At 65.3% G+C, this 24,292-nt stretch carries 22 protein-coding genes; 15 read left to right on the top strand and 7 right to left on the bottom strand.

All coding sequences use genetic code 11. The features are described 5' to 3' along the window. Positions 1-17 precede the first annotated feature (17 nt). Positions 18-2,297, bottom strand: coding sequence for a M10 family metallopeptidase (locus E7811_RS04555; RefSeq protein ID WP_136393376.1), 2,280 nt, complete (start codon positions 2,295-2,297; stop codon positions 18-20). 171 nt (positions 2,298-2,468) lie between these two features. Here E7811_RS04555 and galE point away from each other — a divergent pair, with 171 nt between their 5' ends. Beyond that, positions 2,469-3,455 carry a UDP-glucose 4-epimerase GalE gene (gene galE / locus E7811_RS04550; protein WP_136394227.1) on the top strand — a complete coding sequence of 329 codons (987 nt, stop codon included), beginning with the start codon at positions 2,469-2,471 and terminating at the stop codon, positions 3,453-3,455. Positions 3,456-3,515: 60 nt separating this feature from the next. Here galE and E7811_RS04545 read toward each other — a convergent pair whose 3' ends face one another. The 3 genes from E7811_RS04545 to E7811_RS04535 all read right to left on the bottom strand — a co-directional run bounded on the left by E7811_RS04545 (position 3,516) and on the right by E7811_RS04535 (position 5,497). Continuing rightward, positions 3,516-4,562, bottom strand: coding sequence for a YeeE/YedE family protein (locus tag E7811_RS04545; RefSeq protein WP_136393375.1), 1,047 nt, complete (start codon positions 4,560-4,562; stop codon positions 3,516-3,518). A gap of 44 nt (positions 4,563-4,606) precedes the next feature. Continuing rightward, the gene (locus tag E7811_RS04540; RefSeq protein WP_136393374.1) at positions 4,607-4,987 is read right to left on the bottom strand and encodes an ArsR/SmtB family transcription factor; all 381 of its coding nucleotides are present in this window, start codon (positions 4,985-4,987) and stop codon (positions 4,607-4,609) included. Positions 4,988-5,092: 105 nt separating this feature from the next. Next, on the bottom strand, positions 5,093-5,497 hold the full coding sequence (locus E7811_RS04535; protein WP_136393373.1) for a thioredoxin domain-containing protein: 405 nt from the start codon (positions 5,495-5,497) through the stop codon (positions 5,093-5,095). A 92-nt stretch (positions 5,498-5,589) separates the two neighbouring features. Here E7811_RS04535 and E7811_RS04530 point away from each other — a divergent pair, with 92 nt between their 5' ends. The 13 genes from E7811_RS04530 (at position 5,590) to E7811_RS04470 (ending at position 17,550) form a co-directional block, all read left to right on the top strand. Then, the gene (locus E7811_RS04530; RefSeq protein WP_136394226.1) at positions 5,590-6,327 is read left to right on the top strand and encodes a cytochrome c biogenesis CcdA family protein; all 738 of its coding nucleotides are present in this window, start codon (positions 5,590-5,592) and stop codon (positions 6,325-6,327) included. 31 nt (positions 6,328-6,358) lie between these two features. Further along, positions 6,359-6,928: a SoxW family protein gene (locus tag E7811_RS04525; protein ID WP_136393372.1), complete on the top strand. Its 570-nt coding sequence runs from the start codon at positions 6,359-6,361 to the stop codon at positions 6,926-6,928. A 129-nt stretch (positions 6,929-7,057) separates the two neighbouring features. Further along, positions 7,058-7,531 carry a sulfur oxidation c-type cytochrome SoxX gene (gene soxX / locus E7811_RS04520; protein ID WP_136393371.1) on the top strand — a complete coding sequence of 158 codons (474 nt, stop codon included), beginning with the start codon at positions 7,058-7,060 and terminating at the stop codon, positions 7,529-7,531. Between the two features lie 34 nt (positions 7,532-7,565). Next, positions 7,566-7,982: a thiosulfate oxidation carrier protein SoxY gene (gene soxY, locus E7811_RS04515; protein ID WP_136393370.1), complete on the top strand. Its 417-nt coding sequence runs from the start codon at positions 7,566-7,568 to the stop codon at positions 7,980-7,982. A gap of 28 nt (positions 7,983-8,010) precedes the next feature. Further along, positions 8,011-8,340, top strand: coding sequence for a thiosulfate oxidation carrier complex protein SoxZ (soxZ, locus tag E7811_RS04510; RefSeq protein ID WP_136393369.1), 330 nt, complete (start codon positions 8,011-8,013; stop codon positions 8,338-8,340). 93 nt (positions 8,341-8,433) lie between these two features. Next, entirely contained in the window at positions 8,434-9,297 is an 864-nt protein-coding gene (soxA, locus tag E7811_RS04505) for a sulfur oxidation c-type cytochrome SoxA (RefSeq protein WP_136393368.1), read from the top strand. Positions 9,298-9,432: 135 nt separating this feature from the next. Then, positions 9,433-11,127, top strand: coding sequence for a thiosulfohydrolase SoxB (soxB, locus tag E7811_RS04500; protein ID WP_136393367.1), 1,695 nt, complete (start codon positions 9,433-9,435; stop codon positions 11,125-11,127). Positions 11,128-11,152: 25 nt separating this feature from the next. Further along, positions 11,153-12,424 (top strand): sulfite dehydrogenase, encoded by a 1,272-nt coding sequence (soxC, locus tag E7811_RS04495; RefSeq protein WP_136393366.1) that lies wholly within the window; start codon positions 11,153-11,155, stop codon positions 12,422-12,424. Next, positions 12,408-13,562 carry a c-type cytochrome gene (locus E7811_RS04490; protein WP_136393365.1) on the top strand — a complete coding sequence of 385 codons (1,155 nt, stop codon included), beginning with the start codon at positions 12,408-12,410 and terminating at the stop codon, positions 13,560-13,562. Before soxC ends, E7811_RS04490 begins: the two co-directional genes overlap by 17 nt. Before the next feature lie 3 nt (positions 13,563-13,565). Then, positions 13,566-14,288, top strand: coding sequence for a c-type cytochrome (locus E7811_RS04485; protein ID WP_136393364.1), 723 nt, complete (start codon positions 13,566-13,568; stop codon positions 14,286-14,288). Between the two features lie 59 nt (positions 14,289-14,347). Beyond that, positions 14,348-15,613, top strand: a complete 1,266-nt coding sequence (locus E7811_RS04480; RefSeq protein ID WP_136393363.1) for an NAD(P)/FAD-dependent oxidoreductase — start codon at positions 14,348-14,350, stop codon at positions 15,611-15,613. A gap of 74 nt (positions 15,614-15,687) precedes the next feature. Continuing rightward, positions 15,688-16,602 (top strand): MBL fold metallo-hydrolase, encoded by a 915-nt coding sequence (locus E7811_RS04475; RefSeq protein WP_136393362.1) that lies wholly within the window; start codon positions 15,688-15,690, stop codon positions 16,600-16,602. Positions 16,603-16,605: 3 nt separating this feature from the next. Next, the gene (locus E7811_RS04470) at positions 16,606-17,550 is read left to right on the top strand and encodes an MBL fold metallo-hydrolase (protein WP_136393361.1); all 945 of its coding nucleotides are present in this window, start codon (positions 16,606-16,608) and stop codon (positions 17,548-17,550) included. Between the two features lie 100 nt (positions 17,551-17,650). On the opposite strand, the gene E7811_RS04465 is transcribed toward E7811_RS04470, so the two are convergent. From E7811_RS04465 to E7811_RS04455, 3 genes are all read right to left on the bottom strand, one after another. After that, complete coding sequence (locus E7811_RS04465) at positions 17,651-18,721, bottom strand: YeeE/YedE family protein (protein ID WP_136393360.1); 1,071 nt, start codon at positions 18,719-18,721, stop codon at positions 17,651-17,653. Positions 18,722-18,843: 122 nt separating this feature from the next. Next, a complete protein-coding gene (locus tag E7811_RS04460; RefSeq protein ID WP_136393359.1) occupies positions 18,844-22,104 on the bottom strand; it encodes an efflux RND transporter permease subunit in 3,261 nt (1,086 codons plus the stop codon). After that, entirely contained in the window at positions 22,097-23,074 is a 978-nt protein-coding gene (locus E7811_RS04455; RefSeq protein WP_136393358.1) for an efflux RND transporter periplasmic adaptor subunit, read from the bottom strand. The genes E7811_RS04460 and E7811_RS04455 overlap by 8 nt, the downstream gene beginning before the upstream one ends. A 224-nt stretch (positions 23,075-23,298) precedes the next feature. On the opposite strand from E7811_RS04455, the gene E7811_RS04450 reads away from it, so the two are divergent. Beyond that, positions 23,299-24,234, top strand: a complete 936-nt coding sequence (locus tag E7811_RS04450; protein ID WP_136393357.1) for a lipid A-modifier LpxR family protein — start codon at positions 23,299-23,301, stop codon at positions 24,232-24,234. Positions 24,235-24,292: the final 58 nt, after the last annotated feature.

Genomic DNA, 24,292 nt, shown 5'->3' with positions numbered 1-24,292 from the left:
CCCTTCCGGCCCGGCGATCAGATCAGGACGATGTCGTCGGCCAAACGGTCCAGATTGGTGACGCCCCGCAGGATCAGCACGTCACCATCGCCAAAGTCGATCCGGGTCGCGCCGCCCGACCGCGTCGCCAGATCGTCCAGCATGCCGTCAACGCCGCCCCTCCCGGTCCAGAGCGCACGCGAAACGGCCAGCGTATCAATCCCCAGCTGATGGTCGGTGACGATATCGCGCCCTGCGGTGAAGACGAACCTGTCCGAACCCGCGCCGCCCGTCACCCTGTCGTCGCCCGCGCCGCCGACCAGCCGGTCGGCCTGCTGGCCGCCGATCAGGGTGTCATTGCCGCCCCGACCGAACAGCCTGTCGTTCCCCGCGTTTCCGGCCAGCCGGTTCGCCCCGCCATCGCCGCGCAGCACGTCATCGCCCCTGCCGGACACCAGGTTCTCGATCCCGGTCAGGCGGTCGCCGCCCTGGCCGGTCACCTGCCGGTCGGACCGCGCCAGATCGACGCGGATATCGGCCCCGCCCTCGAAACGGGCGGTATCACGCCCGCGGCCACCGTTCAGGATGTCATTCCCGGCCCCGCCGACCAGCGTGTCGGCCGCCCCGCCGCCCCGCAACGTATCGGCGCCGGCCTGTCCGGAAAGGACATTGGCGGCATCGTCCCCGGTCAGCACATCGCCGCGCCTTCCGCCGGTCACCTTCTCGATGGAGTCCAGCCGGTCGCTGCCATGCCCCGTGCCCGAGGCGACGCCCCGGCCCAGATCGACCCGCACCGAGCCGGCCCCGGCATAGACCACGGTATCACGCCCGCCGCCGCCGTTCAGAACGTCGTTTCCGCTGCCGCCTGTCAGCGTGTCGTTGCCAAGCCCGCCGGTGAGGGTATCGCGCCCGGCCCCGGCCGAAAGGCGGTTCGCCGCGGCATTGCCGATCAGGCGGTCATCGCCCGCACCGGTTCGGGCTTCCTCGATCACGACATCCCGCGCGATCAGCAGGTTGTTGCGCAGACCCGCGACACTGGACGCGGCACCGGGGGCGAGGTCGATCTTGGCGTTGTTCGACAGGGTCGAAACGTCGATCCGGTCGCGACCGCCGGTGTCGAAGATGGTCATCGTCCAGGGGTTCCGGATGAAATCGCGTTGCGAGGCCGAAGCGCCGTCGAAGATCGCGGCGAAGACGCGGCCCAGATAGCCGCCCACGTTCGAATTCGCGCCATAGACGGTGTTGCCGTGATAGGCGCGGATACTGTCGCCGTAAAGCAGCCGGATCGCCTCGATATCGGCCATCATAGGCGTCAGGGTAAAGGCGTAGCTGGCGTTGACGTTCGGGTTATCCTCCTGGCTGAAGTAGGACATGATCGTCGTCTGCCAGCTGTCATCCGCGAACTTGTCGTCGCGCCCCCAGATCGCATCGCCGTTGTAGTCGCCCGCGTGGCCAAGCCCCAGGGCGTGGCCGATCTCGTGCATGTAGGTCTGGAACCAGTAGCTGTTGATCGAGACCGGATCGAAATCCCAGTTCGATTCCACCATCACAAGCGAGGCGACGATGCGATCGCCCTCAAGGTCCGAAATGGAAAAGGCACCGCCCTCGGGATCGCTGTTCGTGAAGGTGATGCCGGCGAGGAGCGGGCTTTGCGATACCGTCAGCCGGTATCCCCCCGCGTATTCATCGTTGAAGGTTCCGGCGTCGATGTAATGGACACCCGTGTAGCCTGCCGTGAAGGTGATCAGGGAATCGCGTGTGCCGCCATAATCGTCATTGGCGGAAAGCAGGGTTCCCGAACCGTCGCGCAACCGCAGGAACGGATCTTCGACGCCGGACGCCCCGCGGCCTTCCAACGCGAAAGAGTAGGTCTGCCCGCGCTGCAGGCTGACAGCGTACACGTCCCTGTCGCCGGGGGCGAAGAATGATCCGTCAAGCGCCGTGTTCATCGCCAGCGGTCGTGCGCCGCCGATGGTCGCGGGTGCATCCGTGCCTTCGGTGGCGCTGGCCAGTGCAGGCGCCACGAAGGGTGTGAACCGCAGGCCCGTGACGTTGCTCCAGGCCTCAAGCGCGGCCACCGCGATATGCCGTTCTGCCGCGCTCAGGTCGCCCAGGTTGTAGGTCAGCGTTCCACCGGGCGCGACGTCGAAGGCGCGCGGCCCTTCCCCGAAGGACGCCCAGTAGCCCGAGACAAGCTGCGTCACCAGTTGGCCCACAGACTTGGTCACCACGGGGGCCGTTCCGCCGCCCTCGGCACCATGTCGGTCATAGGCAGCCGTAAGGTCGGCCGGTCGCCGGGCGGCGCAGATCATACACATGAACCAGTCCTCGCAATTCCCCTGGCCAATCTAGGGCACGGCACCGATGCGTTAAACCCTTGGCGTCCGGATCGGCCCGCACGCCAGCGGTTTTTCCAAAGCAGAGGTTCGACATCGCCCGCCAATCCGGCTAACACTCGGCGAAAGCAAGGCGAAATGGTGAGGTCTGCGGTGGCGGAACATGTGCTGGTGACGGGCGGGGCAGGGTACATCGGGTCGCATGCGTGCAAGGCGCTGGCCCGGGCGGGTTTCGTGCCGGTGGCCTTCGACAACCTGTCGACCGGCTGGGCCGAAGCGGTGAAGTTCGGCCCCTTCGTGCAGGGCGATCTGATGGACCGTGCCCGCGTCGACGAGGCTTTCGCCCGCTTCCGTCCGGTGGCGGTCATGCATTTCGCGGCGCTGTCGCTGGTGGGCGAATCGATGCGCGACCCCGGCCTTTACTGGCGCATCAACCTTGGCGGCGCGCTGAACCTGTTCGAGGCGGCGGTGGCCGCGCAATGCCGCAACATCGTCTTTTCCTCGACCTGCGCCACCTATGGCGATCAGGACGGGGTGATGCTGGACGAAGGCTGCGAACAGCGCCCGATCAACGCCTATGGCGCATCGAAACGCGCGATCGAGGACATGCTGGTGAATTTCGGGCAGGCCTACGGCCTGAACCATGTCATCTTCCGCTATTTCAACGTGGCCGGTTCCGACCCCGAGGGCGAGATCGGCGAACAGCACCGCCCGGAAACCCATCTCATTCCGCTGATGCTGGAGGCGATCGAGGGCAAGCGGCCCGCACTGACGCTGTTCGGCACGGATTACCCCACGCCCGACGGCACCTGCGTGCGCGATTACGTCCATGTCACCGACCTGGCGGATGCGCATGTGCTTGGCCTGAAGCGGCTTCTGGACGGGCAGGGGAACGGTGTCTTCAACCTTGGGACGGGGCGCGGCTTTTCGGTGCGCGAGGTGATCACCCATGCGGGCGCCGTCACCAACCGCCCGGTGCCCGTCGTGGAAGGGCCGCGTCGGCCCGGCGATGCGGCGGCGCTGGTATCGGGATCGGTCCGCGCCTGCGAGGAACTGGGCTGGCGGCCGGAACGGTCCGACCTGCGGCAGATGATCACCGATGCCTGGCGGTGGAGCCAGTCGCCCGGCTATTCGGAATGACCCGGCGCGCGGGCGGCACGTTTCCGTGCGTCTGTGATAGGTGACGGCTTTCGGGATGGTCTATTCCGGCTGGAAGCCGCCGATCAGCTGCCGCAGCCCGACAACCGCGCCAAGGAAGATCGCGGCCAGCGTGACCGGCCCCGACCAGGCCAGCGTGGCAAAGGCCGTCACACCCTGACCGACCGAGCAACCGATGGCGATCACCCCGCCGATCCCCATCAACGCGGCGCCCGAAACCTGGCGGCCCAGTTCGCGCGGGTCCTCGCAGGCCTCCCAGCGGAACAGCCCGCGAAGGGTGGACCCGGCCAGCGCGCCGATCATCACCCCCGCCACCGAGCCCACCGAAAAGGTGATCCCGCCCGCGGTCGAAGTCATCAGGAAGATCAGCGTGCGCCCGATGGGCGCGGTGAACGAAGGCCCTTCCACCCCGATCTCGCCGAAGGACAGGTTGTTGACCCAGGTCGTTCCGGCAAAGCAGAAGGCCACCGAAAGGCCCGCGGCGATCCCCCAGAGGATCATGTTGGGACGTGCCCGCAGTGGCGCATGTGCAAGCCCCCAGGCAAACAGCCCCGCCGCCAGCGGCAGCGCCAGCGCCAGCGCCGGAAGGCCGGTCGTGGCCGCGAAAGCATGGGCCATGCCCTGCGGGCCGGTCGCATCCACCTGCGAGAACAGCATGATCCTGAGCGGCGCGAGCGGCCCCGACAGGGCGATGAAGCCGAAGATCCCCATCACCACCACCACGACAAGCGACCGCAGGTCGCCGCCGCCGAAACGCACCAGCGCGCCGAAGCCGCAGTTGCCCGCCAGTGCCATCCCGTAACCGAAGACCAGCCCGCCGAAGATCGACGCCAGCGGGTTCCAGGCGATCTGGTGATAGAAGGTGCCGCCCACATCGACGAGGCCGACCGCCGCCCCGATCCAGGTGGCCGCGATCGCGGTGCCCAGCACGATGCCCCACAGCCGCAGGCGTTTGTGGTCGGCGCCGTAGACGGCCGATTCGATCGCACCCAGCGTGCAGAAATCGCCCAGCCGTGCCGCAAGCCCCAGCACGATCCCGCCAAGCAGCCCGACCAGGGCTGCCAATGCACCGTAGGGAAGCGTTTCCATACCTGTTTCCCCTATCTGCCGCCGTCCCCCGCGGGGGCGCCGGATCAGCCTTGCGCTCCGCCCTCGGGCGGGCAGAACAATTCCGTCAAGAGGGCCACCATGCGTTCGACCTTCGGATCGAGGATCGAATAATAGATGGCCTGCCCGTCGCGACGGGCGTTCACCAGACCTTCCAGCCGCAAGCGGGCAAGCTGCTGGCTGACCGCAGCCTGCCGCGACGACAGAAGGTTTTCAAGCTCGGTGACGCTTTTCGGGCCAGAGGACAGGTGGCAAAGGATCATCAGCCGTCCTTCGTGCCCCAGTGCCTTCAGGAAATTGGCGGCGTCGTTGGCATAAGGTTGCAGAAGGTCAAGCGCGACCGGGCATACCGCCGGTTGGCCGGTCGGGTCGGTCAGCTCGTCCTTGTGATCCTCTGCCCACGGCATGATCTGCCCCAGCCCTCCGGCGCACCTCGTGATCCACTGTCTGCCTAGCATGCGCGCAGGTTTCACGCAAACCGCCAGCCGATCCGACTTTCGTGGGGCGTCCGTTCAGTTCGACGCCGGCTGGTGGCCGGTTTCGGCCGCCCGGTCCAGCATCTGGTTCAGAAGCCCCCAGAAGAAATCCTCGCCCGGATACCCTTCGATCCGGCCGATTTCCTGCCCGTTGCGGGCCAGGATGAAGGTCGGCGTGAAGACGGGCATGCTGACCACCGTCAGCCCCTCGGGCACGCCATCCCGGATGTTGGTCATCTGCAAGGGGGCGGTGCGCCCTTCCTCGGTGATGGCATAGGCATCGCCAACCTCTGCCTTCCAGCGTTCGCAATAGGCGCAGCCCGTCTGCTCGAACATCCATAGCGTCAGATCCGAGGCCAACGCAGGCAAGGATGCCAGGAGGCCGAACGCCGCGCCAAGCGTCACCGCCTTCGGTATCCGGCGCAGGAGCGTGTCGAGCATGATTGACGGCCTCCAAGAAATATAGAAACATCGTAATGTATTTTCGCGCTTCCGCAACCGGCTTCACGCGGAACCGCAACCTGGAGGCCCTGATGCTGGATATCACCTTTGGCGGCGCGCTGCTTGCCGGGTTTCTGGCGTTCTTCACCCCTTGCATCCTGCCCATGGTGCCCTTCTACCTCAGCTACATGGCGGGCCTGTCGATGGCCGAACTGCGCGGCGAGGGCCAGATCGCGCCCGGCGCGCAACGGCGCCTGTTCCTGTCGGCGCTGATGTTCGCGCTTGGGGTGACGACGATCTTCATGCTGATGGGCATGGGCGCCAGCGCGCTTGGGCAGGCGTTCCGCGAATGGTTCGGGGTGCTGCGCTATGTGGCGGCGGCGCTGATCTTTGCCTTCGGCCTGCATTTCCTGGGGGTGATCCGGATCGGCATCCTTTACCGCGAGGCGCGGATGCAGTCGAACCTGAGCCCGAAGACGGTGCTTGGGGCCTATACGATGGGCCTTGCCTTCGGTTTCGGCTGGTCGGCCTGCGTCGGGCCGATCCTGGCCACGATCCTGATGATGGCCTCGGGCATGGGCGATGTCTGGCGCGGGGGCCTCTTGCTGGCGGTGTTCGGGTTCGGGATGACCGCACCTTTCGTGGTGGCTTCCCTTTTTGCGCGGCCCTTCCTTGGCTGGATGCAGCGCAATCGCAAATACCAGCCCCATGTCGAAAAGGTGCTTGGGGTGATGCTGGTGGTCTTCGCGATCCTGATCGCCACGGGCAGCGTGAACGCGATCGCGAACTGGATGATCGAAACATTCCCCTTCTTCGCCTCGCTGGGTTGAGGCGGGCAGGGGGCAGCACAGGGAGGGTGCGATGACGGGATGGATGACACGGGCGGGCGCGGCGCTTGTCGCCGCTGTTCTGGCCCTGCCGCTGGCTGCGGCGGAACTGGGCGATGACGGGCTGCACAAGCCCACCTGGCTGCGCGATACGTTCAAGGACCTGTCCGAGGATCTGGCCGAGGCCAATGCCGAGGGCAAGCGCCTGCTGATCATCGTCGAACAGCGCGGTTGCATCTACTGCACGCAGATGCACGAAGAGGTCTATCCCGACCCCGAGATCGACGCGCTGATCCGCGAGAATTTCTTTGTCGTTCAGATGAACCTGTTCGGCGACGTCGAGGTGACGGATTTCGACGGTACGGTGCTTTCCGAAAAGGACATGGCCGTGCGTTGGGGGGTGATGTTCACGCCCACGATGATCTTTCTGCCGGAAGAAGTGGCCGAAGGTCAGACCGCCGCGCAGGCCGCCGTGGCCGTGATGCCGGGCGCCTTCGGCAAGGGCACCACCTCGGCCCTGCTAACCTGGGTGAAGGACAAGACCTATGAAAACGGGGAACATTTCCAGAAATACCTCGCCTCGCGCATGACTCAGGGCAACTAGGCGAACGCTTGTTGCGCGGCGGATATCCGCCGCGCAATCTTATGAATATTCAACTATTGGAATAATTATCATTGCATGCGACGGCATGCCCGGTTTACAGTCCGACTCGGGAGAACCAGGGAGGACTCAATGAAGCGCCACGCAGCACTGGGCATGATTGCGGCAGCACTTGCAGCCACGCCCGTCTGGAGTGAAACCGCTCCGACCGCAGTGAATTACGAAGAAGGCGCCATCGCCGAATCGCTGAGCGGCACGCCCGGCGACCCGGCTTCGGGCGCAAAGATCATGACCACCAACGCCTTGGGCAACTGTGTGGCCTGCCACGCGATCGCCGCGATGCCGGAGGTCCCGTTCCAGGGCGACATCGGCCCGGCGCTTGACGGCGCCGCCGACCGCTGGACCGAAGCGCAACTGCGCGGAATCGTCGCCAACGCCAAGATGACCTTCGACGGCACCTTCATGCCGGCCTTCTACAAGACCGAAGGCTTCGTCCGCCCGGGCAACGCCTACACCGGCAAGGCGCCCGAAGGCGACCTGCCGCCGATCCTGAATGCGCAGCAGATCGAAGACGTCGTGGCTTATCTCATGACGCTCAAGGAATGACGGAACCCGGTTCCACCTATTCGAGGAGATGACAATGAACCTTTCCAGACGAGAAGCGATCCTGCTGGCCCTGGCCAGCGTCGCCGCCACCTCGCTTCCGGCGCAGGTGAAGGCCGCCGTCGAAGACGCTATCGCGGCGTTCACCGGTGGCGCCGAACTGAAATCCGAAGGCATCACGCTGACCGCCCCGGAAATCGCCGAAAACGGCAACACCGTCCCGGTGGCCGTCGACGCGCCCGGCTCGGCCAGCATCCTGATCCTGGCGGCCGGCAACCCGACGCCTGGCGTCGCCACCTTCACCTTCGGCCCCGCGGCCGGTTCGCGCATGGCCGCGACCCGCATCCGCCTGGCCACGACCCAGGACGTGATCGCCATCGCCAAGATGGAAGACGGCAGCTTCGCCGAGGCCAAGGCGACCGTGAAGGTCACCATCGGCGGCTGCGGCGGCTGATCTGCGGCACGAGACATAGGAGAGAGACATGGCAAAAGACGTCAAACCCCGCGTGAAAGTGCCGAAGTCCGCTGCGGCCGGCGAAGTCATCACGCTGAAGACCCTGATCAGCCACCCGATGGAATCGGGCCAGCGCAAGAACGCTGACGGCTCGGTCATTCCGCGGTCGATCATCAACCGCTTCACCTGCGAGCTGAACGGCGTGAACGTCATCGACGTGACGCTGGAACCCGCGATCTCGACGAACCCCTACATCGAATTCGATGCCAAGGTGGACGCCGCGGGTGAGTTCAAGTTCACCTGGTACGACGACGACGGCTCTGTCTACGAAGACGTGAAGCCGATCGAAGTCGCCTGAGGCGCTCAGTCGCCGGGGCGCGGGTAGGGCGCCCGTCCAAGGACAGGTCATCCGCCGATGGTGGCGGGTGACCCCACCCAGGGAGGAAATCACATGCGTCTGCACTTTGGCAGAACACTCATCGCAGCCTCGGCTCTGGCGCTGGCCAGCACGGCGATGGCCGATCCGGTCGACGATACGCTGGTCATCGAGACCGACGACGGCAGCATCGAACTCGTCACCCAGACCGCCGCGCCGGACCATCTGAAGGATGTGTTGGACACGGTCTATTCCGGCTGGCTGTTCCGCGAGGATGAAACCCGCGTGCTTCAGAAGGACGATTTCGACAACCCCGGCATGGTGTTCGTCGACCGCGGCCTTGACAGCTGGAACGCGGCCCAGGGCGCCAAGGGCGAAAGCTGCGCCGGCTGCCACGAAGGCCCCGAAAGCATGAAGGGCCTGCGCGCCGTCACCCCGCGCGTGGACGCGGAAAGCGGCAAGCTGATGATCGTGGAAGACTACATCAACGAATGCGTCACCGAACGCATGGGCCTTGAAGCCTGGGGCACGACCTCCAGTCCGATGAAGGACATGGTCTCGCTTATCTCAATGCAGTCGCGTGGCGAAGTCGTCAATGTCGCCATCGACGGCCCGGCCGCCGCCTTCTGGGAGAAGGGCAAGGAAATCTACTACACCCGTTACGGGCAGCTGGAGATGTCCTGCGCGAACTGCCACGAAGACAACTACGGCAACATGATCCGCGCCGACCACCTGAGTCAGGGCCAGGTCAACGGCATGCCGGTCTATCGCCTGAAGGATGCAGGCGTGGTGACGGCGCAGCAGCGCTTTGTCGGCTGTGTCCGCGATACCCGCGCCGAAACCTTCAAGGCCGGTTCGGACGAGTTCAAGGCGCTGGAGCTTTACGTCGCCTCGCGCGGCAACGGCCTGTCCGTTGAAGGCGTCGGCGTCCGTCACTGATACGACCGGCGGCCCCCCGATATCGAGGGGGGCCGCCACCCCATTCGTTTGGACATTTTCAGACATGGGCTGCCTGCCTGACGCGCCTCTGGCGCGAACGGCCTTGACGTGCCCGGTGCCAAGGAGAAGACAGACATGATCACCCGGCGCGAATTCCTTCAGGCGTCCCTCGCGGCTTCGGCCATCGTGGGCGCCTCGGGGATCGGCAACTGGTCGAAGCTGGCCGCCCAGCAGGCGTTGACGCAGGACCAGCTTTTCCAGTTCGACGATTTCGGCAACGTCACGCTGATCCACATCACCGACATCCACGCGCACCTGCGCCCGATCTGGTTCCGCGAGCCGGAATGGAACATCGGCGTGGGCGAGGTGAAGGGCCTGCCGCCGCATGTCGTCGGCCAGGACTTCATCAAGATGTTCAACCTCCAGCCCGGCAGCCCCGAGGCCTATGCCCTGACCTACGAGGACTTCGCCGCATTGGGCAAGACCTATGGCCGGATGGGCGGGCTTGACCGGGTGGCCACCGCGGTCAAGGCCATCCGTTCTGCCCGGCCGGACTCCATCCTGCTGGATGGCGGCGATACCTGGCACGGGTCGATGACCAGCTACCTGACTAATGGCCAGGATGTGGTCAACGCGATGAACGCCCTGGGCGTCGAGGGGATGACCAGTCACTGGGAATGGACCTTCGGCACCGAGCGGGTGAAAGAAATTGTCGAAACCCAGCTGAAGTTCCCCTTCCTTGGCGCGAATATCTATGACGCCGAATGGGACGAACCGGCCTTCGAGCCCTACACCTGGTTCGAACGCGGCGGCGTCAAGATCGCGGTCATCGGGCAGGCCTTCCCCTACATGCCGATCGCCAACCCCGGCTGGATGTTCCCCGAATACAGCTTTGGCATCCGCGAGGAACGGATGCAGGCCGTCGTTGACGAGGTCCGTGCCGAAGGGGCGCAACTGGTGGTCTGCCTGTCGCACAACGGCTTTGACGTGGATCGCAAGATGGCAAGCCGGGTCAAAGGCATCGACGTGATCCTGACCGGCCACACCCACGACGCGATCCCCGAACCGGTTCTGGTGGGCGAGACGATCCTGATCGCCTCGGGCAGCCACGGCAAATTCATCAGCCGCGTTGACCTTGACGTGCGCGACGGCCGCATGATGGGTTTCAAGCACAAGCTGATCCCGATCTTCTCGGACGTGATCGCGCCCGATCCCGACATGGCCGCGCTGATCGAGGCCGAACGCGCGCCCTACAAGGACCAGCTGGAAGAGGTGATCGCCAAGTCCGAAAGCCTGCTTTATCGCCGTGGCAATTTCCAGGGCACCTGGGATGACCTGATCTGCAACGCCATCATCAGCGAGCGCGACACCCAGATCGCCCTGTCGCCAGGCGTCCGCTGGGGTGCGTCGATCATGCCGGGGCAGGACATCACCCGCGAGGACATCCATTCGGTCTGTTCGATGACCTATGGCCAGGTCTACCGCAGCGAGATGACGGGCGAATTCCTGCACACGATCATGGAAGACGTGGCCGACAACATCTTCAACCCCGATCCCTATTACCAGCAGGGCGGCGACATGGTCCGCGTCGGCGGCATGGCGTTTACCTGCGACGTGTCAAAGCCCATCGGGCAGCGCATCACCAACATGACGCTGGCCGCCACGGGCGAGGCGATCGACCCGGCCAAGACCTATGTCGTGGGTGGCTGGGCCAGCGTCAACGAAGGCACCGAAGGGCCGCAGATCTGGGATGTGATCGAATCCCATCTGAAGAAGATCGGCACCGTGAACCTCGAACCCAACACCTCGGTGACCGTCACCGGGATCTGACCAGACAACCAAGGAGACTGAGCCAATGACCGATGAGTCGAAAGTTGGCGAAAGCCGCCGGGCCTTTCTGCGGGGCACTGTCGCCGCCGGAGCCGGTCTTGTGGCCGGAACCACCGCGGCCCGCGCGGCAACGCCCGATCCACTGATCACCGAAATCCAGGACTATGCCAGCTCGACCGGCGATGCGGTGGATGCGGTGCCCTACGGGATGCCGATCAAGTATGAAAACCACGTCGTGCGCGGCTATGTCGAATGGCTGACCGAAAGCCCGATCTCGTCGATCAACTTCACGCCGATCCACGCGCTTGAAGGCACGATCACACCGCAGGGCTGCGCCTTCGAACGTCACCATTCCGGCGCGATCGAGATGACCAAGGGCGAATATCGCCTGATGATCAACGGCCTCGTGGACACGCCCCTTGTCTTCACCTTCGAAGACCTGATGCGCTTCCCCCGCCGCACCATGACCGCCTTCTGCGAATGCGCCGCCAACGGCGGCATGGAATGGGGCGGCGCGCAGCTGGAAGGCTGCCAGTATACCCAGGGCATGATCCACAACATGGAATACACCGGGGTCATGCTGAAGGATCTCCTGGCCGAGGCGGGCGTCCAGCCCGAGGGCAAGTGGATCTATGCCGAAGGCCATGATGCAAGCTCCAACGGCCGCTCGATGCCGCTGGAAAAGGCGATGGACGACGTGATGGTCGCCTTCTTCGCCAATGGCGAGGCGCTGCGCAAGGAACACGGCTATCCCGTGCGTCTTGTCGTGCCGGGCTTCGAGGGCAACATGTGGGTCAAGTGGCTGCGCCGCATCGGCGTCTACCACGCCGCTGTCGAAAGCCGCGAGGAAACCTCGAAATACACCGACCTGATGCCCGACGGAAAGGCCCGCAAGTGGACCTGGGTGATGGACGCGAAATCCGTCATCACCTCGCCCAGCCCGCAGGCGCCGATCCGCCACGGATCCGGCCCGCTGGTCATCACCGGCCTGGCCTGGTCGGGCCACGGCAAGATCACCCGCGTCGACATCTCGGTGGATGGCGGCAAGACCTGGGCGCCCGCGCGCCTTGCGGGCGAACCGCAGTCGAAGGCCCTGACCCGGTTCCATTACGACATGAACTGGGACGGCAGCGAGATGATCATCATGTCGCGCGCCATCGACGAAACCGGCTATGTCCAGCCGACCAAGGATCAGCTGCGCGCGATCCGGGGCACGAACAACGTCTATCACAACAATTCCATTCAACCCTGGTGGGTCCACGCCAATGGGGAGGTCGAGAATGTCGAAATCGCGTAATCTGCTGATCGGTTCGGCGCTCGCCCTGTCCGTGATGGCCGGCCCTGCGCTGGCGGAAAAGCTGGGTCTGGGCCGTGCCGCCCTACCCGAAGAAATCGACGCCTGGGATGTGGCCGTGCTGCCCGATGGCACCGGCCTTCACGAAGGATCGGGCGACGTGGCGACCGGCGACGAGGTCTTTGCCGACAAATGCGCTTCGTGCCACGGCGATTTCGCCGAGGGGATCGACAGCTGGCCGGTTCTGGCTGGTGGGATCGGATCGCTTCAGGATCCGCGCCCGGTCAAGACGATCGGCTCTTACTGGCCTTATCTTTCGACCGTGTTCGACTATGTCCACCGGTCGATGCCCTTCGGCGCGGCGCAGACGGTGACGGTCGATGAAACCTATGCCATTGCCGCCTTCCTTCTGTATTCCAACGGCCTGGTCGAGGACGACTTCGTCCTGACGAAGGAGAACTTCACCGAAGTCGTCATGCCGAATGCGGACGGGTTCGTCGTCGATGACCGCGAGGCCACCGAATACGCCCTGTTCCGGGCCGAACCCTGCATGGAGAACTGCCGCGAGACCGCGCCAGAGATCACCAAGCGGGCGATCAACCTGAACGTGACCCCGAAGGATGAAAACGGCCTTCCGCTGAACACCATCCCGCCGCTTTCGCAGGCTTCTGCCGAAGGTGCGACCGAGGCGGCACCTGCCGAAGCGACCTCGACCGAAGCCTCGGCCGAAGCGCCCGCCGAAGCCGAGGCCCCGGCCGAAGCCGCGGCCGCCGAAGCCCCGGCAGAGGCAGCAGCCGAACCCGCCGTGGCCGCCGCCGATCCGGCGCTGGTCGAGGCGGGCGAGAAGGTGTTCAAGAAATGCTCGGCCTGCCACAAGGTCGGCGACGGTGCGAAGAACGCCACCGGGCCGGTGCTGAACGGCATCGTCGGCCGGGCGGTCGCGTCGGTCGAGGGCTACAAATATTCCAAGCCGATGGCGGATGCGGGCGCATCCGGCATGGTCTGGGACGACGCGAACCTGCACGGCTACCTGGCCGATCCCAAGGGCTTCATGCCGAAGAACAAGATGTCCTTCGCGGGCCTGAAGAAACCCGAAGACATCGACGCGGTCATTGCCTATCTGTCGACCTTCGGCGGCTAGATCATGCGAAAGGCTGTATCACGTATCTGGACAGCCTTCGCCATCCTTGCAGCCGGGGCGCTTGCCGCCCCGGCTTCCGCCGAACTGATCGGCGACGCACAGCGCGGCGCCACCCTGTTCGAACGGCAGTGCAAGGCATGCCACCAGATCGGCGAAGGCGCGATCAACCGTGTCGGGCCGCAACTCAACCGCATCTTCGGACGGCGGGCGGCGACGGGCGCGGATTTCACCTATTCCAAGTCGATGGCGCGGATGGGCGCGGATGGCCTGACCTGGACGCTGGAAACCCTCGACGTCTACATCGAAAACCCCAAGGCGCTGGTGTCGGGTACGCGGATGAACTACCGCGGCATGGCCGACGACCAGTCGCGGTCCGATCTTCTTGCCTTTCTGCGCACCCTGTCGGACAATCCCCAGAACATCCCCGAGGCGGAACCGACCGCGCGGATGACGGATCACGATCTTGATCCCGCGATCCTTTCCATCAAGGGCGACCCGGAATACGGCGAATACCTGTCGTCGGAATGTGTGACCTGCCATCAGCCGGACGGTACCGATCAGGGCATCCCCGCCATCACCATGTGGCCGGAAGAGGATTTCGTGATCGCGATGCACGCCTACAAGCGCAAGTTCAGGCCCCATCCGGTGATGCAGATGATGGCCAGCCGCCTGTCGGACGAAGAAATCGCCGCACTGGCCGCCTATTTCGCCACGCTCGGGCAATAGGCGGGACGAAACGAGAGGGGCCGCAGAGCGGCATAATGCCAGTAAGGGAGGAACGAACCATGTCACTCAACAGACGACTGTTTATCGGAACGGCGGCGGCCATGACCGCCGGACTTGCCGCACCCTGGGTGCGCGCGCAGACCAAGCCCCGCGTCGTCGTGATCGGCGGCGGGCCGGGGGGCGGCACCGTCGCCCGCTATCTGGCCAAGGATGCCGGTGACGCGCTGGACATCACGCTGGTCGAGGCGAACCCGATCTACACGACCTGCTTCTTCTCAAACCTCTACATCGGCGGGTTCTGGGACTTCGAGAACCTCCAGCACGGCTATGACAAGATCGCCGCCGGCGGCGTCACGGTCATCAACGACATGGCCATGGGCGTGGACCGCGCCGCGAAGACAGTGACGCTGGCGGGCGGGCAGGTGCTGCCCTATGACCGTCTGGTCCTGTCGCCGGGCATCGATTTCAAGGACGGCTCGGTTCCCGGATGGTCGGCCGACCAGCACGCCGAAATCATGCCCCATGCCTACAAGGCCGGCCCCCAGACCCAGCTTCTGAAAAAGCAGGTCGAAGAGATGCGCGAAGGCGGGCTGTTCTGCATGGTCGCGCCGCCCAACCCCTACCGCTGCCCGCCCGGCCCGTATGAACGCATCAGCATGGTCGCCCATGTGCTGAAGACGCGGAACCCGACGGCCAAGATCCTGGTCCTCGATCCGAAGGACAAATATTCCAAGCAGGCCCTGTTCGAGGAAGGCTGGCAAAAGCACTATTCCGGCATGGTCGAATGGCTTGGCCCCGACATGGGCGGCGGCGTGGTCGAGGTGCGCCCCGACACGATGGAAGTCGTCGTCGATGGCGAGGTGACCAAGGTCGATGTCTGCAACGTCATTCCGGGCCAGATGGCGGGCAAGATCGCCCAGATCGCCCAGGTCACCGATGACAATGGCTGGGCCCCGGTCATGCCCGACAGCATGAAATCGAAACTGGACGAAAACGTCTTTGTGCTGGGTGATGCCAGCGCGCAGGGCGACATGCCGAAATCGGGCTTTGCCGCGAACAGCCAGGCCAAGATCGTGGCGATGACGATCCGTGGCGAACTGACCGGCTCTAAGGTCTTCCCGGCGAAATACACCAACACCTGCTGGTCGCTCATCGCGCCCGAGGATGGTGTGAAGGTCGGTGCCTCCTACGAACCGACGCCGGAAAAGATCGCCTCGGTCACCAGTTTCGTCAGCAACACCGGCGAGGATGCCGCGCTGCGCAAGGCCACCTACGAGGAAAGCCTTGGCTGGTATGCGGGGATCACCACCGACATCTTCGGCTGAGGCCGCCGATTGAACCGCCGGGGCGTCCCGTGACCGGGGCGCCCGTTCTGATGCATAAGAAAAGGACCGCAGCCATGCTGACCCGCCGCCAGATCCTGACCACGATCGGGGCCGCCCTTGCCGCCCCCGCCCTGCCGCGCCGCCTTTGGGCCGGATCGACCCTGACGCTGGGTAGCGTGCAGATCGACACGTTGTCGGACGGGCATCTGGTGCTGCCGGGCGATTTCATCCTGGGCGGCATGCCGCAAGAGGAAATGGCCGCGATCGTCGGCAAGTATGGCCTGCCGACCGACCGGCTGGAGCCGCCCTGCAACGTCACCCTGATGCGCGACGGCACGAACACGGTCCTGTTCGACGTGGGGTCGGGCCCGGATTTCATGCCGACGGCGGGCAAGCTGCAAGAGGCGATGGATGCCCTGGGCGTCACTGTCGAGGACATCACCCATGTCTGCTTCACCCACGCCCACCCCGATCACCTCTGGGGCCTTCTGGACGAATTCGACGAACCGCTGTTCCCGAACGCCGAATTCCTGATCGGTCAGGCCGAATTCGATTACTGGATGGACCCCGAGACCGTGAACACCATCGGCGAGGCGCGCACCACATTCGCCGTGGGGGCGCAGCGCCGGCTCGAGGTGATCGCCGATCAGGTCCGCAAGTTCGGTGACGGCGAAGAGATCCTGCCCGGCATCGCCGCCCGTGCCACCTTCGGCCACACGCCGGGCCACATGGCCTTTGAAATCCGGGGCGGATCGGAAAGTGCGATGGTCGTGGGCGATGCGCTTGGCAATCACCATGTGGCCTTCGAACGGCCCGAATGGGCATCGGGGTCCGATCAGGATGGGCCGATGGCGGCCCAGACACGCCAGGCGTTGCTGGATCAGCTTGTCGCTGCCCGGATGCGCCTGATCGGCTTCCACCTTCCGGGGGGCGGCATCGGCCACGCCGAGAAGGCCGACGCCGGCTACCGCTTTGTCGAGGAGGCCTGAACCATGCGCACGCTTTCCGTCCTGGCCTGCCTGATGGCCACTTCTGCCCTCGCGTCCGAGGATATCCCCGACCAGTATCCCCAGTCGGTGCTCTATTCGAAGCCGGTCGAGGTCATCCCGCATGTCTTTTCGGCCATCGGCGCAACCGCGCCGCCGACATATGAAAACGCGGGCCACAACAACAACCTGTCCTTCATCGTGACCGGAGACGGCGTGGTCGTGGTGAACGGCGGGGCCTCCTACCTGCTGGCCAAGGCGCTGCATGACGAGATCAGGGCGGTGACGGATCAGCCGGTGAAGCTTGTCATCAACGAGAACGGCCAGGGCCATGCGATGAACGGCAACGGCTATTGGGCGGAACAGGGCGTGCCGATCCTGGCCCATGTCGAGGCCGCGGCCGAATACGAGGATGGCAATCCGCAGGACATCGCCAGCCTTCAGAACTATGCCCGCGAGAATGCCGAAGGCACCGTCGCGACCCTGCCCACCGAAACCTTCGAGGACGCAAAGACGATCCAGATGGGCGATGTGACGATCGAGGTGCTGCACCTTGGCCCCGCGCACAGCCCCGGCGACACGCAGGTCTGGATCCCGCAATGGTCGATGATGATCGCGGGCGACATCGCCTTTCACGAACGGATGCCGCCGATCTTTGAAGGCACCTGCACAAGCTGCTGGATCGAGACCTGGGAGACAAAGCTTGTTCCCCTGAACCCGACCTACATCATCCCCGGCCACGGCCATCCGACGAACCTTGCGCAGGTCACGCGCTATACGCGCGACTATCTGGTGGACCTGCGCGAGAAGATCGGCGCCCATATCGAAGAGGGCGGCGATCTGGCCGGGGCCTATTACGTCGACCAGTCGCAGTGGCAGCACCTCGACACGTTCGAGGAACTGGCCACCAAGAACGCGGGCGTCGTCTTTGCCGAGATGGAATTCGAATAGCCCGCGTCGCCGGTGAAGAAAGGCCGGTCACAAGAGGCCGATCAAGAAAGAAGGGGGCCGGATGGCCCCCTTCGTCATTCCGTCCGTATGGAAGGGGCCGTCAGGCCGCCGCCGTCTTTGTCGCGCCGGCCTGATCGACCAGCCAATCGGTGATTACCCCGCCGATCCACATGCACAGAAGCGCAAGCCAGGCCGTCGCGGCAAAGATCGACCCGCCGGTGACGCCCGCGCCGATGGCGCAGCCCCCGGCCAGCATCGCGCCAAATCCCATCAGCACCGCCCCGATCATCGACCGCTGCATGGCCGCCGCGCCGTCGAAACCCTGGAACTTCAGCTCGCGCCCGACAAGGGCCGCAAGGAAGGCGCCGATCACCACGCCCGGCACAAGGCCCACGTCGAACTCCAGCGCCGGGTCGGGGATCAGGAAGAACATCAGCGTATTGGCCGACGGACCCGAGAAGGTGGCCGAGGTCACGTTGACCGGCTCGAAGGCCGATTGCGCCAGCGTGTAGGTCAGCACCCAGCCCACTGCCACGGCAAAACCCACGCCCGAGGCAAAGACCAGCGTGCGCGCGCTGATCCGATTCTTCCACGAGACGTAAAGCGCCAGCACCGCAAAGATCAGGCCGATCACGAAGCCCGTGGCATCGGGCAGGCCAAGCCAGCCCAGCATGTCCACGTTCCGCCCGCCCGGCGTGACCCAAAGCTGCGCCAGCCGGTCGCGCAGCGGCGACAGCCAGCCATGCAGGCTCATCTGCGCGACCACGGCAAAGATCAGGCCGGACACGACCGACCGCAGGTTGCCCGTGGCCGCCAGAACCAGAAGCCGCCCCGAACATCCCCGCGCCAGAACCATGCCCGCGCCGAACATCAGCCCGCCGATGATCGCCCCCGACCATGACCCGGCCACTGCCATCATCCGAGCGTCATCCGGGCTGAACCAGCCCATAAGCCGCGCCCCCTGAACCCAGACCAATGCGGTCGAGAAGGTCAGGAACCACACCGCCATCCGGCTGCCAAGCTGGCCACGCGCGAATTCGACGGTTGCCGCTCGCAGGCAGAAACTGGATCGCTGCGCGGCAATGCCGAAGACGATGCCGGTGATCAGCCCGAACAGCGCGGCGACCGGTCCTTCGCCAAGCGCGTCGATCAGGGGGACGATGTCGAACATGCGCGGTCTCCTTCCCGTTCCGCCCCTCATACGCGCGTGCGCGCGCGGCGCCTTGACATAAATCAGAAGGGGCGGGAAATCCCCCGCCCCTCATGCATGTTTTTGCTGGCGTCCGTGCCCTGTCAGGTCTTGAAGACGCGGTAGATCGCCGGGATCACCAGAACGGTCAGCAGCGTCGACGTCAGCAGCCCGAACAGAAGCGAGATCGCGAGCCCCTGAAAGATCGGGTCGGCCAGGATCACCACCGCGCCGATCATCGCCGCGATCGCGGTCAGCAGGATCGGCTTGAATCGGATTGCCCCCGCCTCGATCAGGACGCCCACCTTGCCCTTCGATTCATCGGCGTGCCGGATGAAATCGACCAGCAGGATCGAGTTGCGCACGATGATGCCCGCCAGCGCGATGAAACCGATCATCGAGGTCGCGCTGAACGGCGCGTCGAACAGCCAGTGCCCGGCGATGATCCCCAGGAAGGTCAGCGGGATCGGCGTCAGGATCACCAGCGGCAGGCGGAACGATCCGAACTGCGCCACCACAAGGATGTAGATGCCCAGAAGCGCCACGCCGAAGGCCGCCCCCATGTCGCGGAAGGTGACGAAGGTCACTTCCCATTCACCGTCCCACAGAAGGGTGACGCCCAATTCATCCTCGGGCTGGCCGTTGAAGGCGATAACGGGTTTCTGCCCCTCGGGCCAGTCCATCGCCTCCAGCGCATCGGCGACGGCCAGCATCCCGTAAAGCGGCGCCTCGAAATCCCCGGCCAGTTCGGCTGTCACCATCTCGGCCTCGCGGCCGTTGTGGCGGAAGATCGGGTAGCTGGCGGTTTCCTCGGTCACGCGGATCACGTCGCCCAGTTCCACGACCCCGCGCGCCCCCGGCAGGACGTTGGCGGGCAGGGGGGTGGACAGGAAACGTTCGTCCAGGATGCGGTCGGCCCGGTCGCGGCGGATCTCGATCGGGATCGCCTGACGGCCCTCGCCGCGATGGGAATAGCCCACCACCTGCCCCCCGTTCAGAAGCGCTAGCGTGTCGAACACGTCCTGTTCCTGCACCCCGAAGAACTCAAGATCGTCGGTCGAGATCGTCGCGCGCAGGCGGCGCGGCTCTACCCCGAAACTGTCGTCCACATCGACGATGTAGGGCACGCTTTCATAGGCTTCGCGGATCTTCGCCGCCGCCGCCCGCCGGGTTTCGGCATCCGGGCCATAGACTTCGGCCAGCAGGGTGGCGATGACCGGCGGGCCGGGCGGGGGTTCCACCGTCTTCAGGACGGTCCCCTCGGGCACATCCAGCGCGTTCAGCCGTTCCCGAAGGTCCAGCGCGATGTCGTGGCTGGTGCGGTCGCGGTGTTCCTTGTGGGCCAGAAGGATCTGCACCTCGCCCAGTTGCGGTTCCTGCCGCAGATAGCTGTGGCGCACCAGCCCGTTGAAGTTGAAGGGCGCGGCCGTCCCGGCATGGGTTTCCACCGACAGGACCTCGGGAAGCGCCATCACCACGCGCGCCACATCCTGCGCCACGCGGTCCGTCGCCTCCACGCTCGATCCTTCGGGCAGGTCGATCACGACCGACAGTTCCGACTTGTTGTCGAAGGGCAGAAGCTTGACCGTGACATCCTTGGTGTAAAGCGCGGCAAGCGACCCGAAAGACAGGGCGGCCGTGACCAGAAGGAACGTCAGGCTGCGCCCTTTCGTCGCCAGAAGCGGGGTCGCCACCGCGGCAAAGGTCCGTCCGAGAATGCCGCCCGGATAGCCGCCGTGACTGTCGTCATGGGCATGGGCCGACATGTCGGCGCGTCCGGCGATCTTGACCATCAGCCAGGGAGTGATGATCACCGCCACGAAGAAGGAAAAGATCATCGCCGCGCTGGCATTGGACGGAATGGGCGACATGTAGGGCCCCATCAGACCCGACACGAACAGCATCGGCAGAAGGGCGGCGACCACGGTCAGCGTGGCCACGATCGTGGGGTTGCCCACCTCGGCCACAGCGTCGATCGCGGCCTGCATGCGCGGCCGCTTGTCGCCCATGCCCCAGTGCCGGGCGATGTTCTCGATCACCACGATGGCGTCGTCGACCAGGATCCCGATCGAGAAGATCAGCGCGAACAGCGACACGCGATTCAGCGTGTACCCCATGATCCAGGCAGCAAAGAGCGTCAGCAGGATCGTCACCGGAATGACGATCGCCACCACGATGCTTTCCCGCCAGCCGATCGCCAGAAGGACAAGGCCGATGATCGACACCGTCGCAAGGCCCAGGTGGAACAGCAGTTCGTTGGCCTTTTCGTTCGCCGTCTCGCCATAGTCGCGGGTCACGGTGACGCCCACCGAATCCGGGATCAGGCTGCCCTTCAGGGTCTCGACCTTGTGCAGGATCTCTTCGGCCACGATCACGGCATTCGCCCCGGCGCGCTTGGCCACCGCCAGGGTGACGGCCGGCACGCGTTCGATCTCGGCCCCTGCCGCCGCGTGATCTTCCCCGGCACCATGCGCCGCATCCGCGCCCACGCGGCGGATCTGGCTCACCATCCGGTCCGAGGTGTCGGGCACGAAAAAAACATCCGCCACATCCGAGACGTAGACCGGCCGGTTGTCGCGCGTGGTCAGCAAGAGGTTCGCGACCTCGGCCGGCGAGGTCAGCGTTTCGCCCGCCACAAGGTCGATCTGTTCGCCCGCGTCCAGAAGCTTGCCGGTGTTGAACGACCGGTTCGCCTGCGCGACCTTGCCCGCCAGCTGTTGCAGCGTTACGCCGTAAAGCGCCAGCCGTTCGGGATCGGGCGCGATGCGGATCGCCTCGGACGCCTCGCCAACCAGATAGGTCAGCCCGACGTCCTGGGTCTTGGCGATCTCGGCCCTGAGTTCGCGGGCAATGCGCGTCAGATCATTCGCCGTCACGTCTGCCGCCCCCGGCGCGGGGGTCAGGGTCAGCGACACGATGGCCACGTCGTCGATCCCGCGGCCCACGATCATCGGTTCGGGAATGCCCACCGGAATCCGGTCCATGTTCGCGCGCACCTTGTCATGCACGCGCAGCACCGCCGCATCCGACGAGGTACCCACAAGGAACCGCGCCGTCACCAGCGCCGTGTCGTCGCGGGTCTGGGAATAGATGTGTTCCACCCCGTCGATGCCCTTGACGATCGTTTCAAGCGGTTCGGTGACCAGCTTCATCGCATCCTCGGCACGCAGGCCGGGGGCCTGGATGTGGATGTCGACCAGCGGAACGGAAATCTGCGGTTCCTCCTCGCGCGGCAGGCTGACCAGCGCGACAAGGCCCACGGCCAGCGCGGCCAGGATGAAGAGGGGCGTCAGGGCGGAGTTGATGAAGGCCTTCGTCAGGCCCCCCGCGATCCCCAACGGGTGTTTGACGGGCGTCTCATTCATGATCGGTCACCACGACATCGCCTGCCACAAGGCCCGACAGGACCTCGACCATCGCGTTGCCCTCGGCCTCATGCGCCGCGCCAATGACGACCGCCCGCGTAAGGATCGCATCGCCCGATCGCACGGCGACCATGTCCAGCCCCGAATGGCTGCGCACCGCATCCGCGGGCACCAGCAGTGCCTCGCGCTCGGCAACCGGCAACCGCACCAGGACGCGCGCGTCGACGAAGGCATCGGAAAGCCCCTCCACCTCCACATCCGCGACCACGCGGCCATTTTCGATCTGCGGATAGATCCGCGCCAGCTTGCCCGAGCCTTCGCCTTCGGCAGTTTCGATCCCGATGGCGTCGCCCTCTTTCAGGAAGGTCGCGTGCCGTTCCGGCACCGCCAGCCGCAGGAAGGTGCCGCCGCCGCCGATCGTCGCAACCGCCTCGCCCGGCATCACCACGGCGCCCGCGGCCACCGGCACATCCAGCACGCGACCCGAGACCGGTGCCAGGACCGCGCCTTCGGCGGCCTGCTGTTCCAGAACCTTGCGCTGCGCTTCCTGCGCGGCGATCTGGCCCGACAGCACGTCGACCTGGGTGCGCAGCTGGTCCAGCCGCTGCACCGTCGTCACCCCGCGCGACAACAGATCCTCGCCCCGCGTCAGTTCGGTGCGCGCGTTGTCGAACTGCGCCCGCAGCGCATCAAGCTGGGCGTCGATGGCCGACAGCTGAAAGCCGATCTTGTCATCCACGATCTGCGCCAGAACCTGGCCGGCTTCGACGGTATCGCCTTCGGTGACGGTCAGCGAGACCAGCGTGCCCCCCAGACGCGCCCGCGCAGGCAGGCGGTCGCGGCTTTCGATGCGGCCATAGACCGCCTTCCATTCGGTGACGGCGGTCGGGGACAGGGTGATCTCCTGCCCCGGCGACGGGGTGGCAAGCGACAGAGAGACAAGCGCAGAGGCGGTCAGCAAGCGAAACATCGGGTGGCCTTTCCAAGCAGGGCGTGGGGCACGGTTAAACATTCAAAACATTGAATATAAACTTCCGCGCCGTTTTGCAATGGGGAGCGCAGAAAATCGCCTTAATTTGGCCGGGTTCACCCGGGATTTGTCAACAAATACAATGAATATCTTTGTGTTGTGCCGGTCTGTGGTCGAACATCGCCACGCCGGCCAGATGCAGAGAGAGGCCGGAACAGGAAAAAATGCGCCAACTCACCTTCGCTGCGGCGACTGCATTGATCGTCATTTCGGGCCCCATGCCTGCGGCAGCGCAGTCCGATGGCGCCGAGGGATCACGCTTTGTCATGGGATTCGCGCGGCTTTTTTCGAACGATGCGATCGGCGATGGCCGCGACCGGTGGCGCAGCGGGTCCTACATGGTCAGCATGTTCCGTGGCCGTGGGTGGGGGGGGCGGCTGACCCAGTCGCCCGGTGATATCCTCGAATACCGTCTGCGGTCGGAAATCGTGGCGCCCTCCACGCTTTCCCGCCCGCCCGCCTGGGACCGGCGCTATGCCGGCATCCTGTCGCTCGGGCTGCACAATCACTTTGCCCTCGGTCCGCTTGACGCGCGGGTTGGCGCCGATCTGGTCTTCACCGGCCCGCAGACGGGTGTCGGCGCGTTCCAGCGCGAATTTCACGAGGCCTTCGACTATCCCCGCCCCCGCGTTCTTGGCACGCAGATCCCGAACGGGCTGCATCCGACGCTGTCGGCCGAACTGGGCCGCGACTTCGCGATCGGCGAGGCGGTCACCCTTCGCCCCTTCGTCGAGGCGCAGGCGGGGATCGAGGATTTCGCGCGCGGGGGCGTCGACCTTACCTTGGGTCAGGGCTTCGCAGGCGCATTGATGACGCGCGATCCGGTCACGGGCCAGCGGGTGCAGGGCGTCGCGGGGCCGGATGCCGAAGGCTTCACCTTCACCTTCGGCGCGGATGTCGCGCGGGTTTTCGACAGCGAGATCCTGCCAAGGGGCGGGGCCGCGCCCCTGGAACAGACCCGCTCGCGCCTGCGCGCCGGGGTGCACTGGCGCAACGACCGGTCCGAAGTCTTCTACGGCCTCACATGGCATGGCCGCGAATTCACCACCCAGCCGGACGAACAGGTGACAGGCTCCCTTCGCCTGCGGTTGCGCTTCTGACACGGACTGTTGCCGAAATCCTATAGCCAAGACCGAATCAGCCTGTTAACCTTTTCGA

Origin of the sequence: Aliigemmobacter aestuarii, assembly GCF_004799285.1 — a bacterium.
Taxonomy (GTDB): domain Bacteria; phylum Pseudomonadota; class Alphaproteobacteria; order Rhodobacterales; family Rhodobacteraceae; genus Aliigemmobacter; species Aliigemmobacter aestuarii.
The sequence above is the reverse complement of the archived record's forward strand: the minus strand, read 5'-3'. Positions and strand labels throughout refer to the sequence as shown.